This window comes from Streptomyces sp. NPDC058619 (assembly GCF_042717785.1).
Taxonomy (GTDB): Bacteria; Actinomycetota; Actinomycetes; order Streptomycetales; family Streptomycetaceae; genus Streptomyces.
In genome coordinates, this window is record NZ_JBHXQN010000070.1 from 1 (window position 1) to 19,112 (window position 19,112).

Here is a 19,112-nt window from a genome sequence, read left to right on the forward strand (position 1 = left end):
ACCGCCCGCAGCCGCAGGGCCTCCTGCGCCGACGGCGACAGATGCCGCGCGTCCCCCACCAGATCGCTCACACCCAGCTCAACGACCCAGAACCCAAACCGTTTCTGATCAATAGAAGCGGAATCCATGGGAAAGTCCTTTGATTTGGGCGTGCACAAGGAGAAACGACCGTCGGCTCAACGCAGGACATCGAGCAGCCCACCGATCGATAGGTTCAATGCTCCAGAAAATCCCCGGTTTGGCTGACCGGCGATCCCGTGCTACGTTCCACCCAGCAACCTAGGCCGCACGGCAAGATAAGGCCGACGCCTAGCAAGCCCCAGCTCTACGGAGCAAGGGAAGAGTCGGATGTGAGAGACCGACGGGCTCTGCAGAAGGATGTCCCGAGTCACCTTCACGCCCCCTTCGATGGCACACGGTTCTGCGAACACGTCCACATTGACATGCTCTCGGCAATCTATTCCAGTGCGTGTCCACACTTACCCCTCTGCCGTCGGCGAACTGCTCCATGGAAAAGACCTTCAGGCGCCCGAGGGGTGGGCAACACGGAATAGAGCAGGTGTCTTCTAAGCACCTGCTCTATCTCTCTAGCACCGCCGGTCCAACTTCTCAGGCCGCACCACCAGGCATCGTCACGCCCTCGAAATCACCACGCTTCAGCGGTCCTCCCCGATGAAGCAGGCCCACTCGTAGAGTTCCTCGAGCGTGATGACTTCGACATCCTGGGCGGACCGCCTGCACTGCTCGTAGGAGGCGATCTTCTCCGAGTTCTCCGCACCGCGATTAGTGAACTGGCTAACCTCGGGCTTTCACGAGGTGGGTTGTCCGAGGTGTGATCGAAAACGAGAGAAGTGCTCCTGACCTGCAACGATAGGGCTTGTTGAGGGTCCAGATCGTGCGATGGAACGAAGCACTTCTCAGGTGAGGCAAAGTAGCGGGGCATACCCGCGTGTCCGCGTCGGGGGCGGTGGTCGCGGGGCGGTCTCGCAGGCCGGGGCGGTGCTGCTGGTCGAGACGGTCCGCAAGTCCGGCCTGGACACCGCGGTATCGGCAGCTTTGGCGCCGTGGCACAAGCCGCGGGCGGTGCACGACCCGGGGAAGATCCTGCTGGATGTCGCGCTCGCGACGGCCCTGGGCGGGGACTGCCTCGCCGATGTCTCCATGCTGCGGGCCGAGCCCGAGGTGTTCGGCCTGGTGGCGTCCGACCCGACGGTCTCCCGTCTGATCGACGCCCTTGCCGCAGCCGGCCCGAAGGCACTGGCCGCGGTCCGGACGGCACGGGCCGAAGTGCGGGCGCGGGTCTCGGAGTTGGCCGGTGGGGACAGTCCGGCCGCCGACGGATCGGTGATCGTGGACATCGACGGCGTGCTGGTCCTCGCGCACTCCGAGAAACAGGACGCCGCCGCGACCTGGAAGAAGACCTTTGGCCATCATCCGCTTGTGGCGTTCGTCGACCACGGCCAGGCCGGTTCCAGGGAGCCGGTGGCCGCTGTGCTGCGGCCCGGCAACGCGGGCTCCAACACCGCGAGTGATCACATCACCGCCACCCGGCTCGCCCTGGCCCAACTGCCCAAACACCTGCGGCGGGGACGTCGGACACTGATCCGCACCGACTCCGCCGGCGGCACCCACGCCTTCCCCGACTCGCTCTCCAGGCCGGGCCGGTGGCTGTCGTACTCCGTCGGCATGACCATCACCGACGCCATCCACCAGGCCGTCCTGAAGATCCCGAAGAAAGCGTGGACGCCGGCCTACGACTCCGGCAGCACCCAGCGGCCCGGCGCCTGGGTCGCGGAGATCACCCACATGCGCGACCTCTCCTCCTGGCCGAAGGGCATGCGACTGATCGCCCGCAAGGAACGACCCCACCCCGGGGCCCAGTTGCGCTTCACCGACCCCGACGGACTGAGGCTGACCTGCTTCGCGACCAACACCCAAGGCGGCCAGCTCGCCGACCTGGAACTGCGCCACCGCAGGCGGGCCCGCTGCGAGGACCGCATCCGAAACGCCCGCGACACCGGCCTGCGCAACCTGCCCCTCCACGACACCGCGCAGAACCAGATCCGGCTGGAGATCGTCCAGATCGCACTCGACCTCCTCGCCTGGATGCCGATGCTCGCCCTCACCGCCCAAACCCGCCGCTGGGAACCCAAACGGCTTCGCCTGCGGCTGTTCTCCGCCGCTGCACAGATCATCACCACCGGCCGCCGCCGCTGGCTCCGCTTCACCGCCCGCTGGCCCTGGACGGATGTGAGCACCTGGGCGATCCAGCGACTCACAGCCCTGCCGAACCCCGGCTGACCAGCAACTCCGACCGTCCCGACGAGCCACAGCAGCATCCCGGAGCCGTGGAACCCCGGCCACCCGACGCGACAGCCGGGCCGCCAGCCTGCCCCAGCCGCCGAAACTCCGCACCTCGCCAGCACAAAGCACAAAGTCCCCGTCAGCGAACCGACGAGGACTCATGAACGATCGAGGCTAAGGCTTCCGATTACGAATACCTGTCGGGGCCGGACCGTGGAGATTTCAATATCAGTCGGGAAACGTCGTCCGGTAAAGCTTATGCAGTTCGCCGATGACCAGCGTGAACGGTGCCGGCGCGGCCGCAGCCGACGCTGGCCGCGTAGCAGGCCTGCGCTGGCGGCCCAGCAGCAGCTCAGCGCGCGCGGAAAGGTGAGCGGGCCAGGGGATCCGCGGCGCTCTGCTCGGCGGACGCGGACTCGACAGTGCCCCGCACCCGGACCTGGCGCTCTTGGAGCGGCCAGTAGAAAGTGAGCGCCGCGCGCGGTCGGCCAGCTGGCGACCCTTGGGACTGCCGACGTGGACGGCGAACTGCCAGCCGGCACCGTCCACGTTCTTGTGGATGAGAACCCGGGCGTCGGGGCCGCCGTCCTCGGCGACCGTCGGGAGGGTCATGGCGTGCGGGTCGGGCGCTCCCGCCTCGACGGCTTCCCACAGCCAGTCCAGGAGCAGGTCGATGCTCACTCCACAACGGCGGCATACGGCTCGGCCACCACTCACTACAGAAGCTGGACGGCGTACCTGGCCGATCGCCGTCCCTGACGCCTTAACGACGCCTTCATACAGAGAGCTGGACGTTCACACCCAGCCAGCCAACCGCCTTCAAGTCACGGATGAGCCACTCATAGGCAAGTTCAGTCGCCGGGCGGGACGAGCCCGTGGGCAGTTCGCGATCTACGTAGTACGGCCGATGGAAGTTCGTCTTGGAATCGACCGGCCCACCGGGGAACGGATAGGTGGGGCCGAACCCCGGCTCGGTCCACAGGTCCAGGTCCACCTCAGGTGGGTCATTGCGGCGCCCTGCGGCCTTGGGACGGAGGGTATGGATCAAGCCGCTGTGGGACCCGTCCGTGTCGTCCTCCGGCATGACCACCATGCCCTCGGCGCTCACGGGCAGGGCGCTGTACAGGCCCAGTGCAGGGGCGAGGGACGGGAAGTTCAGCTCGACCAGCTGTCGGTAGCCGATGAGGGCGTCTCGCAGAATCTGCCTGGTGATCCTCAGCGTCAGCAACGGGGAATACCCTTGCCACATCCATCCGCGCCGAGGGATTTCCTGATCCGGTTCGCCGTACGGTCTGCGCAACACCTCGTCGGTAACACCGGCCAGCTGGGAGTGCAACCACCGGATGTCCGCCGAGTCGTAGATGTAGCCTGCAACTTGATGGGTGTACCGCACGGATGTCCGCACATGCTCCATCATCGCCTCAACTCGCCGGCGCACTTCGGGCACGGAGACGCCATCACGGGGCACGATTCCCTGGCGGAGTCGCTGCGTAAGGTGCCACAGCCGCTCATGGGCCAACGGTGAATCCGGCGGCACCAGAAGAGCACCACGTCGGACTACACGCTCAAGGGGCTCGCGGATACGTCCGCGGGCCCAGCCCCACCTGCCCAGCGGATCTCCGGGAAAGAGGTGCTGACTCCACCATCGCCATTCGGGGTCTTCACGGTTCGACGGGTGCGAGGCCAGTGGAGTCACTGGGGGCGGCTCGGAGGAGTATCTCGACGGAGAGATGGCCACCCAGCCCTCCTTCGCCCACACTCCCCACCGAGGCAGCCGTCCATCCCGCATTTCAACAAGCGAGCCGCTCAGCGGACCGAAACCCTCAACAAGGGCTTCGAGCGCCTCCCGCAGCCAAGTGCCTGCGGTTTCAGCTGTGCGGAGTTCGTCGTCGTCCGAACGGACAAGTCGGGCGATGGTGGTCCTGGCCTTGTCTTCAGCCTCGCGCATGCCATGGTGTTGCTTATTGCCCCGGGCGATCTCGTCGAACGTCCAGGAAGCAGCCGCGGGGTTGGCCCGAGCAAGGCGGAGCATGAGGTTCTCCGCTTCGTCTGCGGCACTCGCGCTCACGGCGAATGCGATCGCGTAGCGCCACCGGGGGAAAGCGTCAGCAGTGACGATCTCCTCCGGCAGTACGGAGCCCTTGCGCAGGGCCTGGGCGCCGAAGTGCTGCTCGAAGACAGGCAGGGCAAAGCGGAGGCCCCCAGCTTCCTCGACAACCAGACCGGTGTCGGTCAGCCCCCACACCTCGGCCTCATGCCCGAAGTGTTGAGCGGGGACTGGACCTCCGGTATTCAAGATGTGTACGGCGAGACGAGCAAGGCGGTCCCATGTCTGTGAGGTTGGGGAGCCCTTGCGCCGTCCTTTGATAACGGAAGCGGCCAGACCGGACAGTAGCTCCAGGCTGGACACCCGCGCGTCTTCACCGGCCAGGAGGCGGGAGGCGACGGACAGGGCTTGAAGGGGACTAGTCAGCAGGTCCTGTACTTCACGCTCGTCGAAAAGCATGCGCGCGTCGCATCCGACCACAACGTCCAGAAGCTCCGCACCCCTCCGCACTGACCACGGGGCGACCTCGTGCACCACAGCCCTGCCAAGCTCGATCCCAGGTCTGCACGTGGCGAGAATCCCGGCGGTCGGGTGGGCGGCCAGCAGAAGTCTGGCCTCGTACAGGAGCTGTGCAACCTGCTCGGGTGAGATCCCATCGAGATCGTCGATCACGATACGTCCGAGTCCACTCGCCGGCTCGCCGCCCGCGCGGGTGATGGCATCCAGCAGATCTGGTACGGCCTTGCCCGCATCCACCCATACAGGGATCACGACATCAGGGTCACCCGCTGCCTCGCGGAGCCCTTCCCGCAACCAACTCTCGGCTTCCTCACTCTTGCCAGCCCCCATGGGCGCGACCAGAACCGCCAGAGTGCCAGCGGGGACATTCACCACCGGCAGTGAGGACTTGTCAGCCCAGTCCAGAACGGCATCGGCACGCTCCTCGGGCACAAGGCTCAGTCGTGCCTCACGGCGGTACTGCGAGGCACGCGCCGTATCAGTGAGGGCATCTGACCTGGGCTTGTGTCCGGCGGACACGACGTCGAGCAACTGCGCGAGGACGTCACCGGAGGTGATGGCACCGGCGTAGGTACGGCGGATGGAGTCGTACCGATCCAGGTAGCGGCACAGCTGGTCGTGGTGCCACACCGCCCAGCCCTTGAGCCCAAGGCGTGCCGCATACGTGGACACGAATTGCTCAATCTGGGCAATTCCTCCGCTGCGCGGCACGGGAGTCAGAATCACATTGGTGGTGAAGATCAGATACTCGGGCAGCCGCTCCCGCTTCGAGGTCGGGCTCAGCCATGCTTCGAATTCCTCCTTGACCTGCCCTTTCAGCCACGAGACCGCATCCTGGGGTTGTTGATCCGTGCGCTGCCGGAACTTGGCCTGCACGACCCCGTAGCCGTCCCATGCCTCAAGCTCGCTCGGATAGGGCACCCGCCCCTCGAACGTTGCCTCACGCCCGCCGTCCTTGCCGTCCCCGAAGACGGAGACGCCCGGCCCGAGAATCTCCTGGGCCAGGGCCTGCGACACGTGCTCGAACTCTCGGGTGCTCAGCCCGCTGAGGTTGTAATCCACCCCGCCATGATGCCGCCGCGCCTCTCTCCCGACCGCCCAACGGAACTCTTTCCCCGACCTGCCTCTGCGACCACGCCGATTCACGTGGCTTGACCAGCTCAGCAACACGCCTGACGCCCCATCAGAACGGGCGCCACGAGCGTCATTTCAGCGTCAGGATATCGCCCGTAACGCCCACACCGCGCATAATGTGCACGCACAAAACCGCAGGTCAGGCATCCTTCTTCACCGGCTCCAGGATCGCCACGCACTCTACATGATGCGTCGTCAGAAACAGATGCGACGAAAACAGGTTAAGAGCTCGTAACACGATCATGCGTCTGGCTTGTTGAGGCGCCGCCAGCAGATGAGGCTGCAGGCAAGGGAAACGAAGGCATCGTGGAGTTCGGTGCGGCGTTCCCAGCGGACGGCGAGTCGTTTGAACTGGTGGAGCAGGGCGGAGGTCTGCTCGACGACGTAGCGGAGCTTGCCCATGCCCTTGATGTTCGGGGCTCCTTTGCGGGAGATGACGGGCAGGATCCGGCGTTTGCGCAGTTCCTCGCGGTTGGGGTTGGAGTCGTAGCCCTTGTCTCCGAGCAGGGCTTCGGGACGTCGACGGGGCCGGCCGGGACGCCCGGCAACGGGTGGGATGCCGTCGACCAGAGCGAGCGTCTGGGTGACGTCGTTGACGTTGGCCGCGGTCGTGACCACTTTGAGCGGGGTGCCGCGTCCGTCGCAGATCAGGTGGTGTTTGCTGCCCGTCTTGCGCCGGTCGACCGGCGACGGACCGGTGTCGGCTCCCCCTTTTTCGCCCGGATGTGGGAGCCGTCCACACAAGCCCTGGACCAGTCGAGCCGGCCGGCCGCGTTCAGCTCGGCGAGCAGGATCCGGTGAAGCTGGTCGAAGACCCCGGCCTGCTGCCACCGCTCAAGGCGCCGCCAACAGGTCTGTCCCGAGCCGAACCCCAGCTCAGGCGGCAGGAGTTGCCAGGCGATGTCGTTGTACAGGACATACAGGATGCCCTGCAGACACAAGCGATCCGCCACCGGCCGTGGCCCTGGTGACCTCGTCGGCCAGGGCGGCAGCAGGGGCTCGATCAGTGCCCACAGGTCATCGTCCACGATCCAAGGCCGAGTGCTCACGCCATCACGAACGGCCGAATCGTCACACTGGTCACGGCTGACCAGAGGACTTCAACAAGATCCTGTTACGAGCTCTAAGAGATAATCGCAGGTCAAAGCCATCCAGAGCCGACTTCGCGACGTAAGTGATGTGCGCTATGGGCGCTGCGTGCGCAAACGTGACGCTGGTTTGCCGCTCGAAACGGACCTCGACAGCGGTCGGATGGGGCTTTCTCCTGCTGTCACCAGGGCGAGACATGCGGCCACGGCGGAGAGCGCGGCGAGGACCGAGAAGAGGTGGGAGTATCCGCCGAGTGGCGTGGCGAGGGCCGCACTTGCCTGGGGAGCCAGGGCTGCTGCGGTGTGGACCGGTACGCCCAGGCGTTCGGAGAGACGGCCGTGCGCGGCCCGGCACCGGCCGGACAGCGGTCAGACTTGGCCAGCCACGGATCAACACCGCCGACCGATAGGCCCACCCCTCTGGGCGCCCAGCCCAGCGTAGTGTTCAGGCTCCACCGCCATCCAGACGGCACCGTTGACGGCGCACCGACCGAGGCCCACCTGCCCCGAGCCTTCGCCGACTCGGCACGCCACCTCTGACGAGCCCGGACTGATCGAAGGGCATGCCTCCTGGCCCTGCCCGCACGGCCGCAGGCTACAAGCCCAGCCCGAGGCTGTCAGGGGCCACCGATGTGACCCCGGTACTGGGCGGCATTCGGCGGCCGGCACCTCGAGTAGTCGCGGGTGCTGGCCACCGTTCTCTGCAGGTCAGGCGCCGACTAGTTCTCCCAGGACGTCTTCCATGTGGGGAGTTCAGGTGCCACGACAGCTCAACGAACGGCAGCAACAGGTGCCAGCGGGACGCGCCCTTCCATGCCTGACGATTCGTCAGGCATCGCCGACGGCGTGCGTCAAACGTGCGTCACGAGCGTCGAATCAGCGTCAAGATACCGCCCACAGCGCACATAATGCACACTGCCCTAACCTGCAGGTCAGAGGCCCTTTCCAACAGGCTCAAGGATCGCGACACACTCGACATGATGGATCATCAGGAAGAGGCAGAGAGGGTGATGGGGGCGTGACCGAAGCCGGGAGGCTGCGGCACGTTCCAGGTCGCGGCCGGCACCCCGACCAGCGCCACGCCGAGGGCCAGCGCGATGAAGGTTGCCGCGAACAGCGCCCAGTAATGGCGTACCGAGCGAACGGACAGACGCCACATGAGGACTCCCACCAGCCGAGGCGGGCGGCGACCTGCTCGGCCGTCGGGTAGTCGATCTCGCCCACGGTCCGACCGTCGTGGAGGAAGACCACCCGGTCCGCCCAGGCCGCCACCGGGCAGCGGGTGAACCATCACCGCGGTCCCACCCGCCCTGTCCACCACGTCCCGCAGCGCACCACGATCTGTCGGCCGGTCTGGCGGTCGAGCGATCCAGTCAGTTCATCGGCGTAGACGATCTCGGGCTGGACCACCAGGGTCCCGACTATGGCCACACGCTGCTGCTCACCGCCGGAGTGCTACGGGCCAGGGCGTGCAGTGGAACTGGACGCCCGACCTTGCGGGCGGCTTATGCGGCCAGGGGCATTGTAGTTGATGTCGCGTCGGACGTCGCCCCCTGGGCACGCCCGGGCTGCGTCGTCGCCCCAACCGGCGCCGTCTGCTTCAGGCGTCAGCACCACCGGAGCACGCCGAGGCGGGCCGCCGGCTCGCACCTACCGAACGTACCCAACTACCAACGCCGCCCGCGAGGACGCGGAGAGCGACTTGGCCGTCGCCCCCGGACCGCGACTCGTGCAACCTGACCGAGTTCGCCGCGAATGGGAGCAAACGGTGCGTCACGACCGGGACATCCACCATCCTGCACCTTCGAGGCTTACGGTCCCCGGGCGCCCGACACCCGGATCCAGATACCACCCAACACCCATCCGACCTGCACGTCTACCGCTGCACGCGGTCACCTGGGCCTCCTCGTTCAGCAGGCCTGACAACCGCGAAAGAGACGCCCATGACGTATCGTCATCGTGCCTCCGACCGGGAGGACGACCACTCCTCGGCGCCGCTGGTTGCAGCTGCGCATCCGGCGCGCCCTCCGTTCGTCGTCACGCTGAAGAGTGCGGCACACGCCAAAGAAAAGACATCACTGGGGATACCCAGAACTGTATTGTTTCCCTATGTACCTATACACGTAGCGGCGAGATGAAGCAGAGCCAGTGATGGTCGACATCATACGAACATTCATCAATCTGGACGCACCAACCATAAGGGATGTCGGGTGAAATGCACCCCACACCGGCCAGGCAGCACGAGAGGCACGCAGGGCACAATCACCATTGATCCCGATCATTTTGACCTTAAACAGCCTGCGACAGATAGAGCGAAAGGCTCGTGGCAATCAGGACACGAGCAAAACAAACGGGGGTAAGTCCATTGCTTGAAGCACATACAGGAACACTCGTCCCAACACACAGTAGGGCGGTTGATTCCAGCGAAGCACCCGGAGTCAAGGCTTCCGGAGCCGTATCTGTTCCGATCTCGGTCTTGCTGCCCGGCGAGTCACCGAGATCACGGGGGCTGGACCAGGAGCACGCGACACAGCTCGCCGAGTATGATGGCCCGCTGCCGCCCATTCTTGTGAACCGCTCCGACTGGCGAGTGATTGACGGTATGCACCGCCTCTTGGCCGCGTACATCAGAGGCCAGGAGACCATCGATGTCGAGTTCTTCGAAGGGTCCCCCGAGGACGCGTTCCTGCGCTCGGTCGAAGCCAATGTGGCGCACGGCCTGCCGCTGTCACTCGCCGACCGGCGGACCGCCGCCTCCCGGATCATCACCTCGCATCCGCAGATGTCCGACCGGGCCATCGCCCGTGCGTCGGGGCTCGGATCCAAGGCAGTGGCCGCCATACGACGCCGTTCAACTGTCGCTGAGGCGCAGTTGAACACCCGAGTGGGCCGGGATGGACGCGTGCGCCCGCTGAACGGTGCCGAAGGCCGGCAGAGGGCCGCAGAAGTGATGGCTCAGAACCCCGAGGCATCCCTACGCGAGGTTGCCCGGCTGGCCGGTATCTCTCCTGCCACCGCAAGTGACGTTCGTAGGCGTCTCAAGTCCGGTGTACCACCTGCCCCTTCCCGCCTGGAAGCCCGCGCAATCGACGAGGAGTCGACCCTTCCATCGCCGACACCGGTCACCGTTTCCGACGATGCCACCCCCACCTTCCCTTCCTCACGGAAAGTACCGAGGCAGGGCTACAGACCTCGGCCGGTCGGTCGCGCTCCGGGCCCTGTCCTCGACAAGCTGTCGCGTGATCCGTCGCTGCGTTTCAAGGAGGATGGTCGCCACCTGCTGCGTCTGCTCCAGCAGAATGCGGCAGCGGAATGGTCCAGTCTGACTGAAGCCGTACCACCGTACTGCGGGGAGCTGGTGGGAGATCTGGCACGCCAGTACGCCGCCAACTGGCTTGAATTGGCAAAACAGTTAGAGGAACGCGAGCGGTCCTCCTACGCGGAAGCACATTGCTGACGATCCGACCCGCTCTCGGCTCTCCGGTCCCTGCCTTCGCCGCAGAGGCTTCTTAGCTTCATGTGAAGGACCTGAAATCATCGGCTCCACAAGGCCGTGATTTCGGGTCCCTCGGGCCACAGGAGAGGGAGCCGGAGCCCGGTCGGTGCCCCCTGCTGGCGACGCTCGAGGCCGAGCGCCCGACACAGATCCCTCGGTGTTTCAGCGAGCCGCTCTCATCACTCACCTCTCTGGTCAAGCCTGCGACGAACGCCATCGGCCTTGCCCTACACGGTCGGCACACGGCATCACACCACGAGCCAGGCCCCGATTCATCCACCTCTCGGGATACATCCGCCGACTACGTCATCCGACAGATGTAGCTCTTCCGAACGACTCCGCCTGCTCGACGGAAGGAGGCCGGGGATTGAGGCGCACAGCTGTCTGAGTGGCGCGGCTGAACGCGTTACCGGCCGCAGACAAGACGGGTATTGATCGCTTGCCTGCCTGCACGTCATCCTGATTCAACGCAGATGGAAAACGTCCCTCCGCCGGCTGCGGCAACTGACCGAATCCCTGTCCAGCCCTGCAACACCGCCCTCATTCCAGGAGCTTTCCCTATGGCTGTGCGAGACATATCGCATGTCGAGCTGTATACGAGAGACAAAGTCGCCACCGTTCGCTTCCTCGTCTCCACCATGGGTTTCACGCGGGTCGCGGACTCCGTCGCGGTCGACCGGAGTTGTGTGCTGTTGCGGCATGGGGACGTCCAGATCGTCGTCACTTCGGGCTGGACCACGGGGAAATGGCTATCCGAGCACGGGGGCGGAGTCGTCGATATCGCGGTGACGTGCGACGATGTATCCGAAACAGTCCGGGCAGCGCTGGCCGCCGGAGCAAATGTCACGCATTCGCCGCACGGCAACCCGGTCGTCTCCGGATGGGGCGGTGTCTCCCACACCCTCCTTTCCGCAGCCACCGCTGGCTCTGCCGTTCCCCCCGCAGGCCACAAGTGGACAGCCTCTCCGGGAGCACCGGCCGAGCCTGAGGGACGGGCCCGGCGGCTCGACCACATCGCCATCCGCCTGGAAACAAGCAGCCTTGCGGAGTACACGGCCCTTTGCACCGAAGTCTTCGGCCTGGCCCCCGTCCCCGCCACCCACCTCGTCTCCGGCGAGCAGGTCGCAGCCCCCGTCGTCCTGCGGAGCTCCTCAAAGCGCGTGGCCTTCGCCCTCACCGCCGCGGACGCGTACGACTACATAGGAGCACTCCGTCCGCCCTCGGATCCTGAGCGGACAATAGGCGCCCATCGGCTTGCGTTCCTGGCCGATGGCGTCCTGTCCGAGGCACGCGAGTTCCGGGACCGGGGTACGCGGGGCCTCTGCTACCAGCTGGTCGAAAGCAGGTGCGCGCACGAGTTCGGCACCGCTGACGCCGGGCTCGCCGCCAGGACCTCGAGCTCGGTCGGCTGATCACGGGGCGGCGTACCGGCCGAACGCCCGCATTTCTCCGACGTGTGGGGCGCGGTATGAACATGGTCCAGAATGTGGGCGTGATGACGACGCAGAACGGCGAGGGGCCTCCGACAATGAGTGGCGAACCAGGCGCGAAGTTGCGTGCGGTCATCGTCGACGACCAGGCATTGGTGCGCACGGGGTTCCGCATGATTCTGATGTCGGACGGCATCGAGGTGGTGGGCGAGGCGACCACCGGTGGCGAGGCCGTTGCAGTGGTGCGCCGCACACGGCCCGACGTAGTACTGATGGACATCCGGATGCCGGAGATGGACGGCATCGAGGCGACCCGTCGGATCCTCGCCGACGGCTCGACGCAGACGCGCGTCATCATTCTGACCACGTACGACGTGAACGAGTACGTCTACGCTGCGCTGTCGGCGGGCGCAGCCGGATTCCTCCTGAAGGACGTGGCTCCCGATCACCTCGTGGCCGCCATACGACTCGTACGGGCCAACGACGCCCTGCTAGCGCCCAAGATCACGCGCCGTCTGATCGAGCGCTACGCTCCGAGTGCGGAGGTGAAGCCCAAGTTGCACCGGGACTTGTCTGAGCTGACGACGCGCGAGCTGGAGGTCTTGCGCCTGCTCGCCACCGGCCTGAGCAACGCCGAGTTGGCGGAGCGTCTGACTCTCAGCACCGGCACGGTGAAGACACACGTGGCGCGGATCCTGTCCAAGCTCGGACTACGCGATCGGGTGCAGGCTGTGGTGCTGGCCTACGAGACCGGGCTGATCTCCCCCGGCGAGTAGCCCGTAGGAGATCTGCGCATGCAATCGCCCTACCCGGGAAACAGTCTGCGCCGTCGCCCGTTTTCAGCCACTGCCCGCTGTGCTGTGGGAAGGGGGCAATCCTGCGGGCGTCACCTCCGCACGACCGCTCCGCTTCGAAACCGGCAACGGCGCACCTGAAGGACAGGCCCGGTCCGGCGCAGGTCGCCTGCCAGGCCATGTCGGTGGTCACACCGGACGACGATGCCGGGGCCGGTCGTGCACTTGGGGTCATGCCGTCAGAACCGCTCGGCCGGGGACAGCGAGTCCACCTCAAGTCTTGTGGAAGGACCCATCGGGGTCGATGGATGCCGGGGGCCTGTCCAGGAAGCCGGAGGCCAGAGGGCGAGTCTGCGGATTGCCTTCAGTCAGATTTCGGTGCGTACGGGTGTCAGGCTCGGCCAGGTCAGTGCTGCTGATCCCCAGGTCAGTCCGCCGCCGAAGGCAGTGAGCACGGTGCGGGCGCCAGGCTTGAGGCGTCCACCGTCCACGGCGTCGGCCAGCGCGAGCGGGATGGAGGCTGCCGCAGTGTTGCCAACCCGGGCGATCTCGCAAACCGCCGCGTCCGACGGCACGCGCAGCCGGTTCGCGACCGCGTCGATGATGCGCGCGTTGGCCTGATGGGCCACGAAGGCCCCGACGGTCTCCGGGCTCCAGGCGCAGTCCTCCATCACCCGCAGGGCCGAACTCGTGATCTGCTGGAGGGCCCGCAGGTAGACCTTGCGGCCCGCCATCGTGAACCAGCGGTCGCCCTCGGGCTGTTCACGCGCGCCGGGCACGTGGATGAAGTCCCTTGCCGCGCCGTCGCTGCCCAGGTCGAAGGCGAGCAAGGACCCCGGTTCCCCTGCAGTACCGCAGCGCAGCACCACCGCCCCCGCGCCGTCTCCGAAGAGCACCGCGGTGGACCGGTCGGAGGGGTCGACGATGCGCGAGTACGTCTCGGCGGCGGTCACCAGGACACTGTCCGCGATGCCGGCGGCGATCAGTCCCGCGGCGGTGGCCGTCGCGTAGATGAAGCCACTACACACGGCTGAAACGTCGAAGGCCGGTATCCCGCCCTGCCCGATGCGATGGGCGACTTCGGGCGCAGCGGCGGGGCAGGGTCGGTCCGGGGTAGAGGTGGCGAGCACCAGCGCGTCCACCGTGGTACGGCCCGCCGAGCGCAGAGCGCCGGCTGCGGCCGCGCACGCGAGGTCCGTCATGGAGACGTCCGGGGTGGCGCGCCGCCGGGCGGCGATTCCGGTGCGTGTACGGATCCAGTCATCATCGGTGTCCAGGTGCTCCGCGAGCGAGGCGTTGCTGATTTCGGTACGCGGCAAGCACGTTCCCAGTCCGGTGACGACTGCGGCGGGTCGGGCGTCCGGTTCTTCCCTGGCCACGGATGCGAACTCCGATGCATGCATTTTCATGCCCCTTCAGTTCCTTTTACAAACGACTGGACACGCTTTCCGGAGTTCGACGGAAAGCGACCGTACACAGGCATGGATAGCGGGCACAATGAGAGACCTTCTCCGCCGATTTCGACCCCGCCGATTTCGTATCGGCGACGGCCTACGGCGCGGCTGTTCAACCGCGCGTCGGCGCCAGTTGAACACGAAGGGGGTATCAGGTCCTCCCCTGCCGTCACAATGTTCAGGTGGAACAGGTGGAGAACAACGTGAGGCACAGGTGGCGGCGGTCTGTCCTTGAGGCGCTGCGCCCCGAGGTACGACCCAGCACGCGGGCGGTGCTTGTGGATGTGTTCCTCGCCGTCGCGCTCGCCGTCATCGGTGTCGTCGCCAGCTGGAAGTTCCAAACCATTGAGTTCGTCGGCTTCCCCCCGCAGGACACCTCAGGCCACCCTCCGCCGCCGCAGTACCTACCGCAGGGAGGGCGTCCGCTCTATGGGTACATCGCTCTCAGCCCGCTGCCGCTGGCATTCAGACGCTGGTACCCCCTGCCCGCGTTCTGGGCTGCGGTGGGCACGAGCCTCCTACTCACCGGCCAGGCCACGTGGATCACGATCGCGGTCTGTGCCGTGGCCGCCTACAGCACGATCGCGTACAGCCGTCGGCGCGTACTCGCGGTAGTGAGCCTGGTGATCGCCGCCGTGCTGAGCAGCGTCGCCTTCCGCGAGGCAGCGCCTGCGCTGCCAGGCTGGTCTGCAGCCTTCGTGATCATGCTGCTCGCCGCAGTCGTCGCGCGGACTGTGCAGTACTGGCAAGACCAGCTCAGAACCAGCCAGCTGCGCGTGGCCACTCTGCAGGCGGAAAAGGACGAGGCCGCACGGCGGGCTGTGGAGGAGGAACGCACCCGAATCACCGCCGAACTCCACGACATCGTGACGCACAACGTGAGCGTGATGGTGATCCAGGCGGGCGCGGCCCACCGGGTCCTGGGCACAGCACCAGACGAGGCCCGGGAGGCCATGCGCGCGGTAGAAGCAAGTGGTCGGGCCGCGATGGCCGAACTTCGGGCTGTCATGCATCTGTTGACGGGACCGGGTAGCACAGCCGACGGATTGCAGCCCCAGCCGGGCATCGATCAGTTGGAGTCACTGGTCAAGGGGGTGCGGGCGACGGGAATGCCAGTGGACCTCACGGTCTCACTGCCGCCCGAGCGACTGCCACCCGGCGTCGAGCTCGCCGCCTACCGGGTCGTCCAGGAGGCCCTGACCAACGCGCTCAAGCACGCCTCCGGGGGAAGCGCGTCGGTCGTCCTGCGTCATGACGACGACTGGCTGGAGATCGAGGTCGCGGACACCGGCGGCACCGCGATGGGGCACGTCGGCTCCGGCAACGGCAGGGGTCTGATCGGGCTGCGCGAACGGCTTGCCGTATACAGCGGGTCCCTGGAGGCTCGCCACAGAATCGGCAACGGCTTCTTGATCAAGGCCTGCATCCCGCGGCGGCCCGAGTGACCCGCCGACGCGCGGCGTAGCCAGAGTCCCGGCGACGGCCGTCCTGCGGACACGGAAACGGCTGCGCACGGAAGAGGTTGGTACGACGGCCGCCGGTGACGCCTACGGTGCGCGGTATCGGGTCGCGGGTTCCGTCGCGCGCGATCCGGGCATGCCTGTCCGGCGGTCGCCGACGGCCGCGCCCACAACCCTGCGGCGGTTCGTTCAACTGCGCGGAGTGGTCGGTTGAACGGTCGAAGATCGACCGGATGACAGGCCGGATGATACTGATCAAGTCGTCATTCCACGCCCAGGACGAGCCGCATCGAACCACCCAGGGGCTCGGACGCGGGCCCGAGCGCCCCGTCACCGACGGGCCGGCTTCTGCCCGTCGGTCCGCGTTCGGACACCTCCGTCACCAGTAGTGAAACGAGTCTGGGAAGCCATGCCTTTCGTCAACACCAATGGGATCCGGCTCGCTTACGAGCGCCAGGGCCGCGGGGAAGCCGTCCTGCTCATCATGGGCTCAGGGGCCGCTGGCCGCGTCTGGACCATGCACCAGACACCGGCATTGAACGCGGCCGGCTACGAGACGATCACGTTCGACAATCGAGGGATAGCGGGGTCCGACGCTCCGCCCGGCATGTACACGCTCGACGACCTGGTCGCCGACACCGCCGGCCTGATCGAGGAGCTGGGCATCGGCCCGTGCCGCGTCGTCGGCACGTCGATGGGAGCGATGATCGCGCAGGAGCTGGTCCTCAGCCGACCGGACCTCGTGCGGTCCGCGGTCCTCATGTCCACCAGGGCGAGGTCGGACGCGCTGCGTCGGGCGCAGTCCGCCGCGGATCGCGCGCTGCGCGAGAGCGGAGTGACGCTGCCTCCCTCGTACGAGGCCCTTCGGACGGTCATGGAGATGATGTCGCCCACCACCCTCAACAACGAAGCCGCGGTCGCGACCTGGCTGGAGATCTTCGAACTGTCCGGCGGCAGCTCGAATGGCGCCGCCGGTCAGGACACGGTCTCGGACTCTCTCGGCGACCGCCGCGACGCGCTGCGCGGCGCCACTGTGCCGTGCCGCGTCATCTCCTTTTCCGATGACCTCATCTGTCCGCCGCACCTGGCCGCCGAGGTTGCGGACGCGATCCCCGGCTGCGACCTGGTGGAGATCCCCGGCTGCGGGCACCTCGGATACCTGGAGCGCCCGGAAACCGTCAACGCGGCGATCGTCGAATTCCTCGACAAGTACTGAGGTACCGACCCACCGTCGGGTCGGCCACTGCATGAACACCATTCCCATTGACCGACGTTGCCAGCGAAGGGCGTGGGAGAGACACGAGAGCGAGGCAGGTTTCCGTGACCAAAGACGGCCCGGCAGGTCTACGGTTCGACGACGATTCGATCACCAGGCAGAAGGTCAGTCGCGGCACCGTCCGGCGGATCATCCCGTACGCCATGCGTTACCGAATGCGGCTGGTCGTACTCCTCGTGACCACCATCGTCAGCGCGGTCATCACGGCGGCCGGCCCCCTGATCCTCAAGATGATCATTGACGACGGCATCCTGCCCGAGCGCCTCGGGGTCGTGGTGTGGCTGTGTCTGGCGCTCGCAGGTCTGGCCCTGGTGGATGCCGCGGCCATGTACGTACAGACCTGGTGCTCGGGCCGGATCGGCGAGGGTCTGGTCTACGACCTGCGGACCCAGGTGTTCGCGCACGTGCAGCGGCAGCCGTTGGCGTTCTTCACACGGGCGCAGACCGGTGCGCTGGTCAGCCGCCTCAACACGGACGTCATCGGGGCGCGGCAGGCGGTGACGACGCTCCTGACCAATGCGGTCACGACCGTCCTGACACTGGTCCTCGTCCTCGGGACGATGTTCTACCTGTCGTGGCAGATCACGGTCGCCGCGCTGGTGATGATCCCGCTCTTCCTGCTGCCGGTGCGGCTGATCGCGCGCAGGCTGCAACGGCTCACACGGGAGACGATGCAGCTCAACGCGGAGATGGGCTCGATGATGCACGAGCGGTTCAACGTTTCCGGCGCCATGCTCGCCAAGCTCTACGGCCGCACGGACGACGAGAGCGGCATGTTCGCGGCCCGCGCCGGCCGGGTGCGCGACATCGCCGTGGCCGCCGCGGTCTACGGGCGGCTGCTCTTCATCATCGTCACGGTGCTCACCTCGCTCACGACGGCCCTGGTGTACGGCCTCGGTGGCGCCCTCACCATCGACGGCGTCCTGCCGATCGGCACCCTCGTCGCCATGGTGACCCTGCTGCTCCAGCTCTACGGACCGATCAACCAGCTGTCTAGCCTGCAGGTCACAGCGATGAACGCGCTGGTCAGCTTCGACCGGGTCTTCGAGGTCCTCGACCTCGAACCGAAGGTCTCGGAGCGCCCTGGCGCCCGAGCGCTGCCTGCCTCAGGCCCGGACGGCAAGGCACCGGACATCGAGTTCGACCGGGTTACGTTCCGGTACCCCACCGCCGACGAGGTCTCGCTCGCCTCCCTGGAGACTGTCGGTACGCGCACGCCGGAACGCGGCTCCACGGAAGCGGCGTTGCACGAGCTGAGCTTCCGCGCACCGGCAGGCCGAATGACGGCGCTCGTCGGGCCTTCCGGCGCGGGAAAGACCACGCTTACCAACCTGGTGCCACGCCTTTACGACCCGACCTCGGGCACCATCCGGGTCGGCGGGCACGACATCAGCGAGCTGACCCTCCAATCGTTGCGGGACACTGTCGGCGTGGTGCCCCAGGACGCGCACCTCTTCCACGACACCCTGCGGGCCAACCTGAACTACGCCCGGCCCGGGGCCACCGAGCAAGAGCTGATCGACGCCTGCATGGCCGCCCGTGTGTGGGACACCGTCAGCAGTCTGCCCAACGGCCTCGACACGGTGGTCGGCGACCGCGGCCACCGCCTCTCCGGCGGCGAGAAGCAGCGGATATCCCTTGCCCGGCTGCTGCTGAAGGCCCCGCCGCTCGTGGTCCTCGACGAGGCGACCGCCCATCTGGATTCGGATTCCGAGGCGGCGATCCAGCGCGCGCTGAAGACCGCCCTGGCCGGCAGGACGTCCTTGGTGATCGCACACCGCCTGTCCACGATCCGTGAGGCGGACCAGATCCTCGTCCTGGATGCCGGGCGGATCCAGGAGAGCGGCACCCACGAGGAGCTGCTGGCCGCGGAAGGGCTCTACGCGCACCTGTACCGAACCCAGTTCGCGCAGCAGTCTCCCAACGACGCCGACCTCCCTGCTGAGGTGCTTTGAGGTCCGTCGACCGCCGCCGACCGGCCCGGCCCGGCCCCGGGATCTCTCCCCCGGGCCGGGCCGGTCGCGTGCGGCAGAGGTACATCGCAAGGATGACTGTTCGGCCGAATTACCTCCCGGGGCCGATGTCCGCCCCCCGGCGCACGGCCTAGCGT

13 protein-coding genes are annotated in these 19,112 nt (G+C 66.7%); 7 read left to right on the top strand and 6 right to left on the bottom strand.

Annotated features, from left to right (window positions below; genetic code table 11):
* Window positions 1-921 precede the first annotated feature (921 nt).
* A complete protein-coding gene (locus ACFWTC_RS34655) occupies window positions 922-2,301 on the top strand; it encodes an IS1380 family transposase (RefSeq protein ID WP_384029835.1) in 1,380 nt (459 codons plus the stop codon).
* Window positions 2,302-2,656: 355 nt separating this feature from the next.
* On the opposite strand, the gene ACFWTC_RS34660 is transcribed toward ACFWTC_RS34655, so the two are convergent.
* From ACFWTC_RS34660 to ACFWTC_RS34680, 5 genes are all read right to left on the bottom strand, one after another.
* Window positions 2,657-3,001, bottom strand: coding sequence for a pyridoxamine 5'-phosphate oxidase family protein (locus tag ACFWTC_RS34660; RefSeq protein ID WP_384029837.1), 345 nt, complete (start codon window positions 2,999-3,001; stop codon window positions 2,657-2,659).
* A 78-nt stretch (window positions 3,002-3,079) separates the two neighbouring features.
* The gene (locus tag ACFWTC_RS34665; RefSeq protein WP_384029839.1) at window positions 3,080-5,932 is read right to left on the bottom strand and encodes a hypothetical protein; all 2,853 of its coding nucleotides are present in this window, start codon (window positions 5,930-5,932) and stop codon (window positions 3,080-3,082) included.
* Between the two features lie 312 nt (window positions 5,933-6,244).
* A protein-coding gene (locus ACFWTC_RS34670; RefSeq protein ID WP_384029841.1) for an IS5 family transposase occupies window positions 6,245-7,053 on the bottom strand; the annotation gives its coding sequence in 2 pieces (ribosomal slippage) (window positions 6,245-6,733 and window positions 6,736-7,053; 807 coding nt in all).
* A gap of 1,027 nt (window positions 7,054-8,080) precedes the next feature.
* On the bottom strand, window positions 8,081-8,251 hold the full coding sequence (locus tag ACFWTC_RS34675; protein WP_384029843.1) for a hypothetical protein: 171 nt from the start codon (window positions 8,249-8,251) through the stop codon (window positions 8,081-8,083).
* Window positions 8,252-8,382: 131 nt separating this feature from the next.
* A complete protein-coding gene (locus ACFWTC_RS34680) occupies window positions 8,383-8,523 on the bottom strand; it encodes a hypothetical protein (protein ID WP_384029845.1) in 141 nt (46 codons plus the stop codon).
* Between the two features lie 1,045 nt (window positions 8,524-9,568).
* On the opposite strand from ACFWTC_RS34680, the gene ACFWTC_RS34685 reads away from it, so the two are divergent.
* The 3 genes from ACFWTC_RS34685 to ACFWTC_RS34695 all read left to right on the top strand — a co-directional run bounded on the left by ACFWTC_RS34685 (window position 9,569) and on the right by ACFWTC_RS34695 (window position 12,794).
* Window positions 9,569-10,549: a transcriptional regulator gene (locus ACFWTC_RS34685; RefSeq protein ID WP_384029847.1), complete on the top strand. Its 981-nt coding sequence runs from the start codon at window positions 9,569-9,571 to the stop codon at window positions 10,547-10,549.
* A 599-nt stretch (window positions 10,550-11,148) separates the two neighbouring features.
* Window positions 11,149-12,000: a VOC family protein gene (locus ACFWTC_RS34690; RefSeq protein WP_384029849.1), complete on the top strand. Its 852-nt coding sequence runs from the start codon at window positions 11,149-11,151 to the stop codon at window positions 11,998-12,000.
* 116 nt (window positions 12,001-12,116) lie between these two features.
* Window positions 12,117-12,794, top strand: coding sequence for a response regulator (locus ACFWTC_RS34695; RefSeq protein ID WP_384029867.1), 678 nt, complete (start codon window positions 12,117-12,119; stop codon window positions 12,792-12,794).
* 386 nt (window positions 12,795-13,180) lie between these two features.
* Here the strand turns inward: ACFWTC_RS34695 and ACFWTC_RS34700 are convergent, their stop codons facing one another.
* Window positions 13,181-14,221, bottom strand: coding sequence for a beta-ketoacyl-ACP synthase 3 (locus ACFWTC_RS34700; RefSeq protein ID WP_384029851.1), 1,041 nt, complete (start codon window positions 14,219-14,221; stop codon window positions 13,181-13,183).
* A 227-nt stretch (window positions 14,222-14,448) separates the two neighbouring features.
* On the opposite strand from ACFWTC_RS34700, the gene ACFWTC_RS34705 reads away from it, so the two are divergent.
* The 3 genes from ACFWTC_RS34705 (at window position 14,449) to ACFWTC_RS34715 (ending at window position 18,957) form a co-directional block, all read left to right on the top strand.
* Window positions 14,449-15,711, top strand: coding sequence for a sensor histidine kinase (locus ACFWTC_RS34705; protein WP_384029854.1), 1,263 nt, complete (start codon window positions 14,449-14,451; stop codon window positions 15,709-15,711).
* Window positions 15,712-16,135: 424 nt separating this feature from the next.
* The gene (locus ACFWTC_RS34710) at window positions 16,136-16,942 is read left to right on the top strand and encodes an alpha/beta fold hydrolase (protein WP_384029856.1); all 807 of its coding nucleotides are present in this window, start codon (window positions 16,136-16,138) and stop codon (window positions 16,940-16,942) included.
* A 203-nt stretch (window positions 16,943-17,145) separates the two neighbouring features.
* Window positions 17,146-18,957 (top strand): ABC transporter ATP-binding protein, encoded by a 1,812-nt coding sequence (locus ACFWTC_RS34715; protein WP_384074941.1) that lies wholly within the window; start codon window positions 17,146-17,148, stop codon window positions 18,955-18,957.
* The last annotated feature ends 155 nt before the right edge of the window (window positions 18,958-19,112 follow it).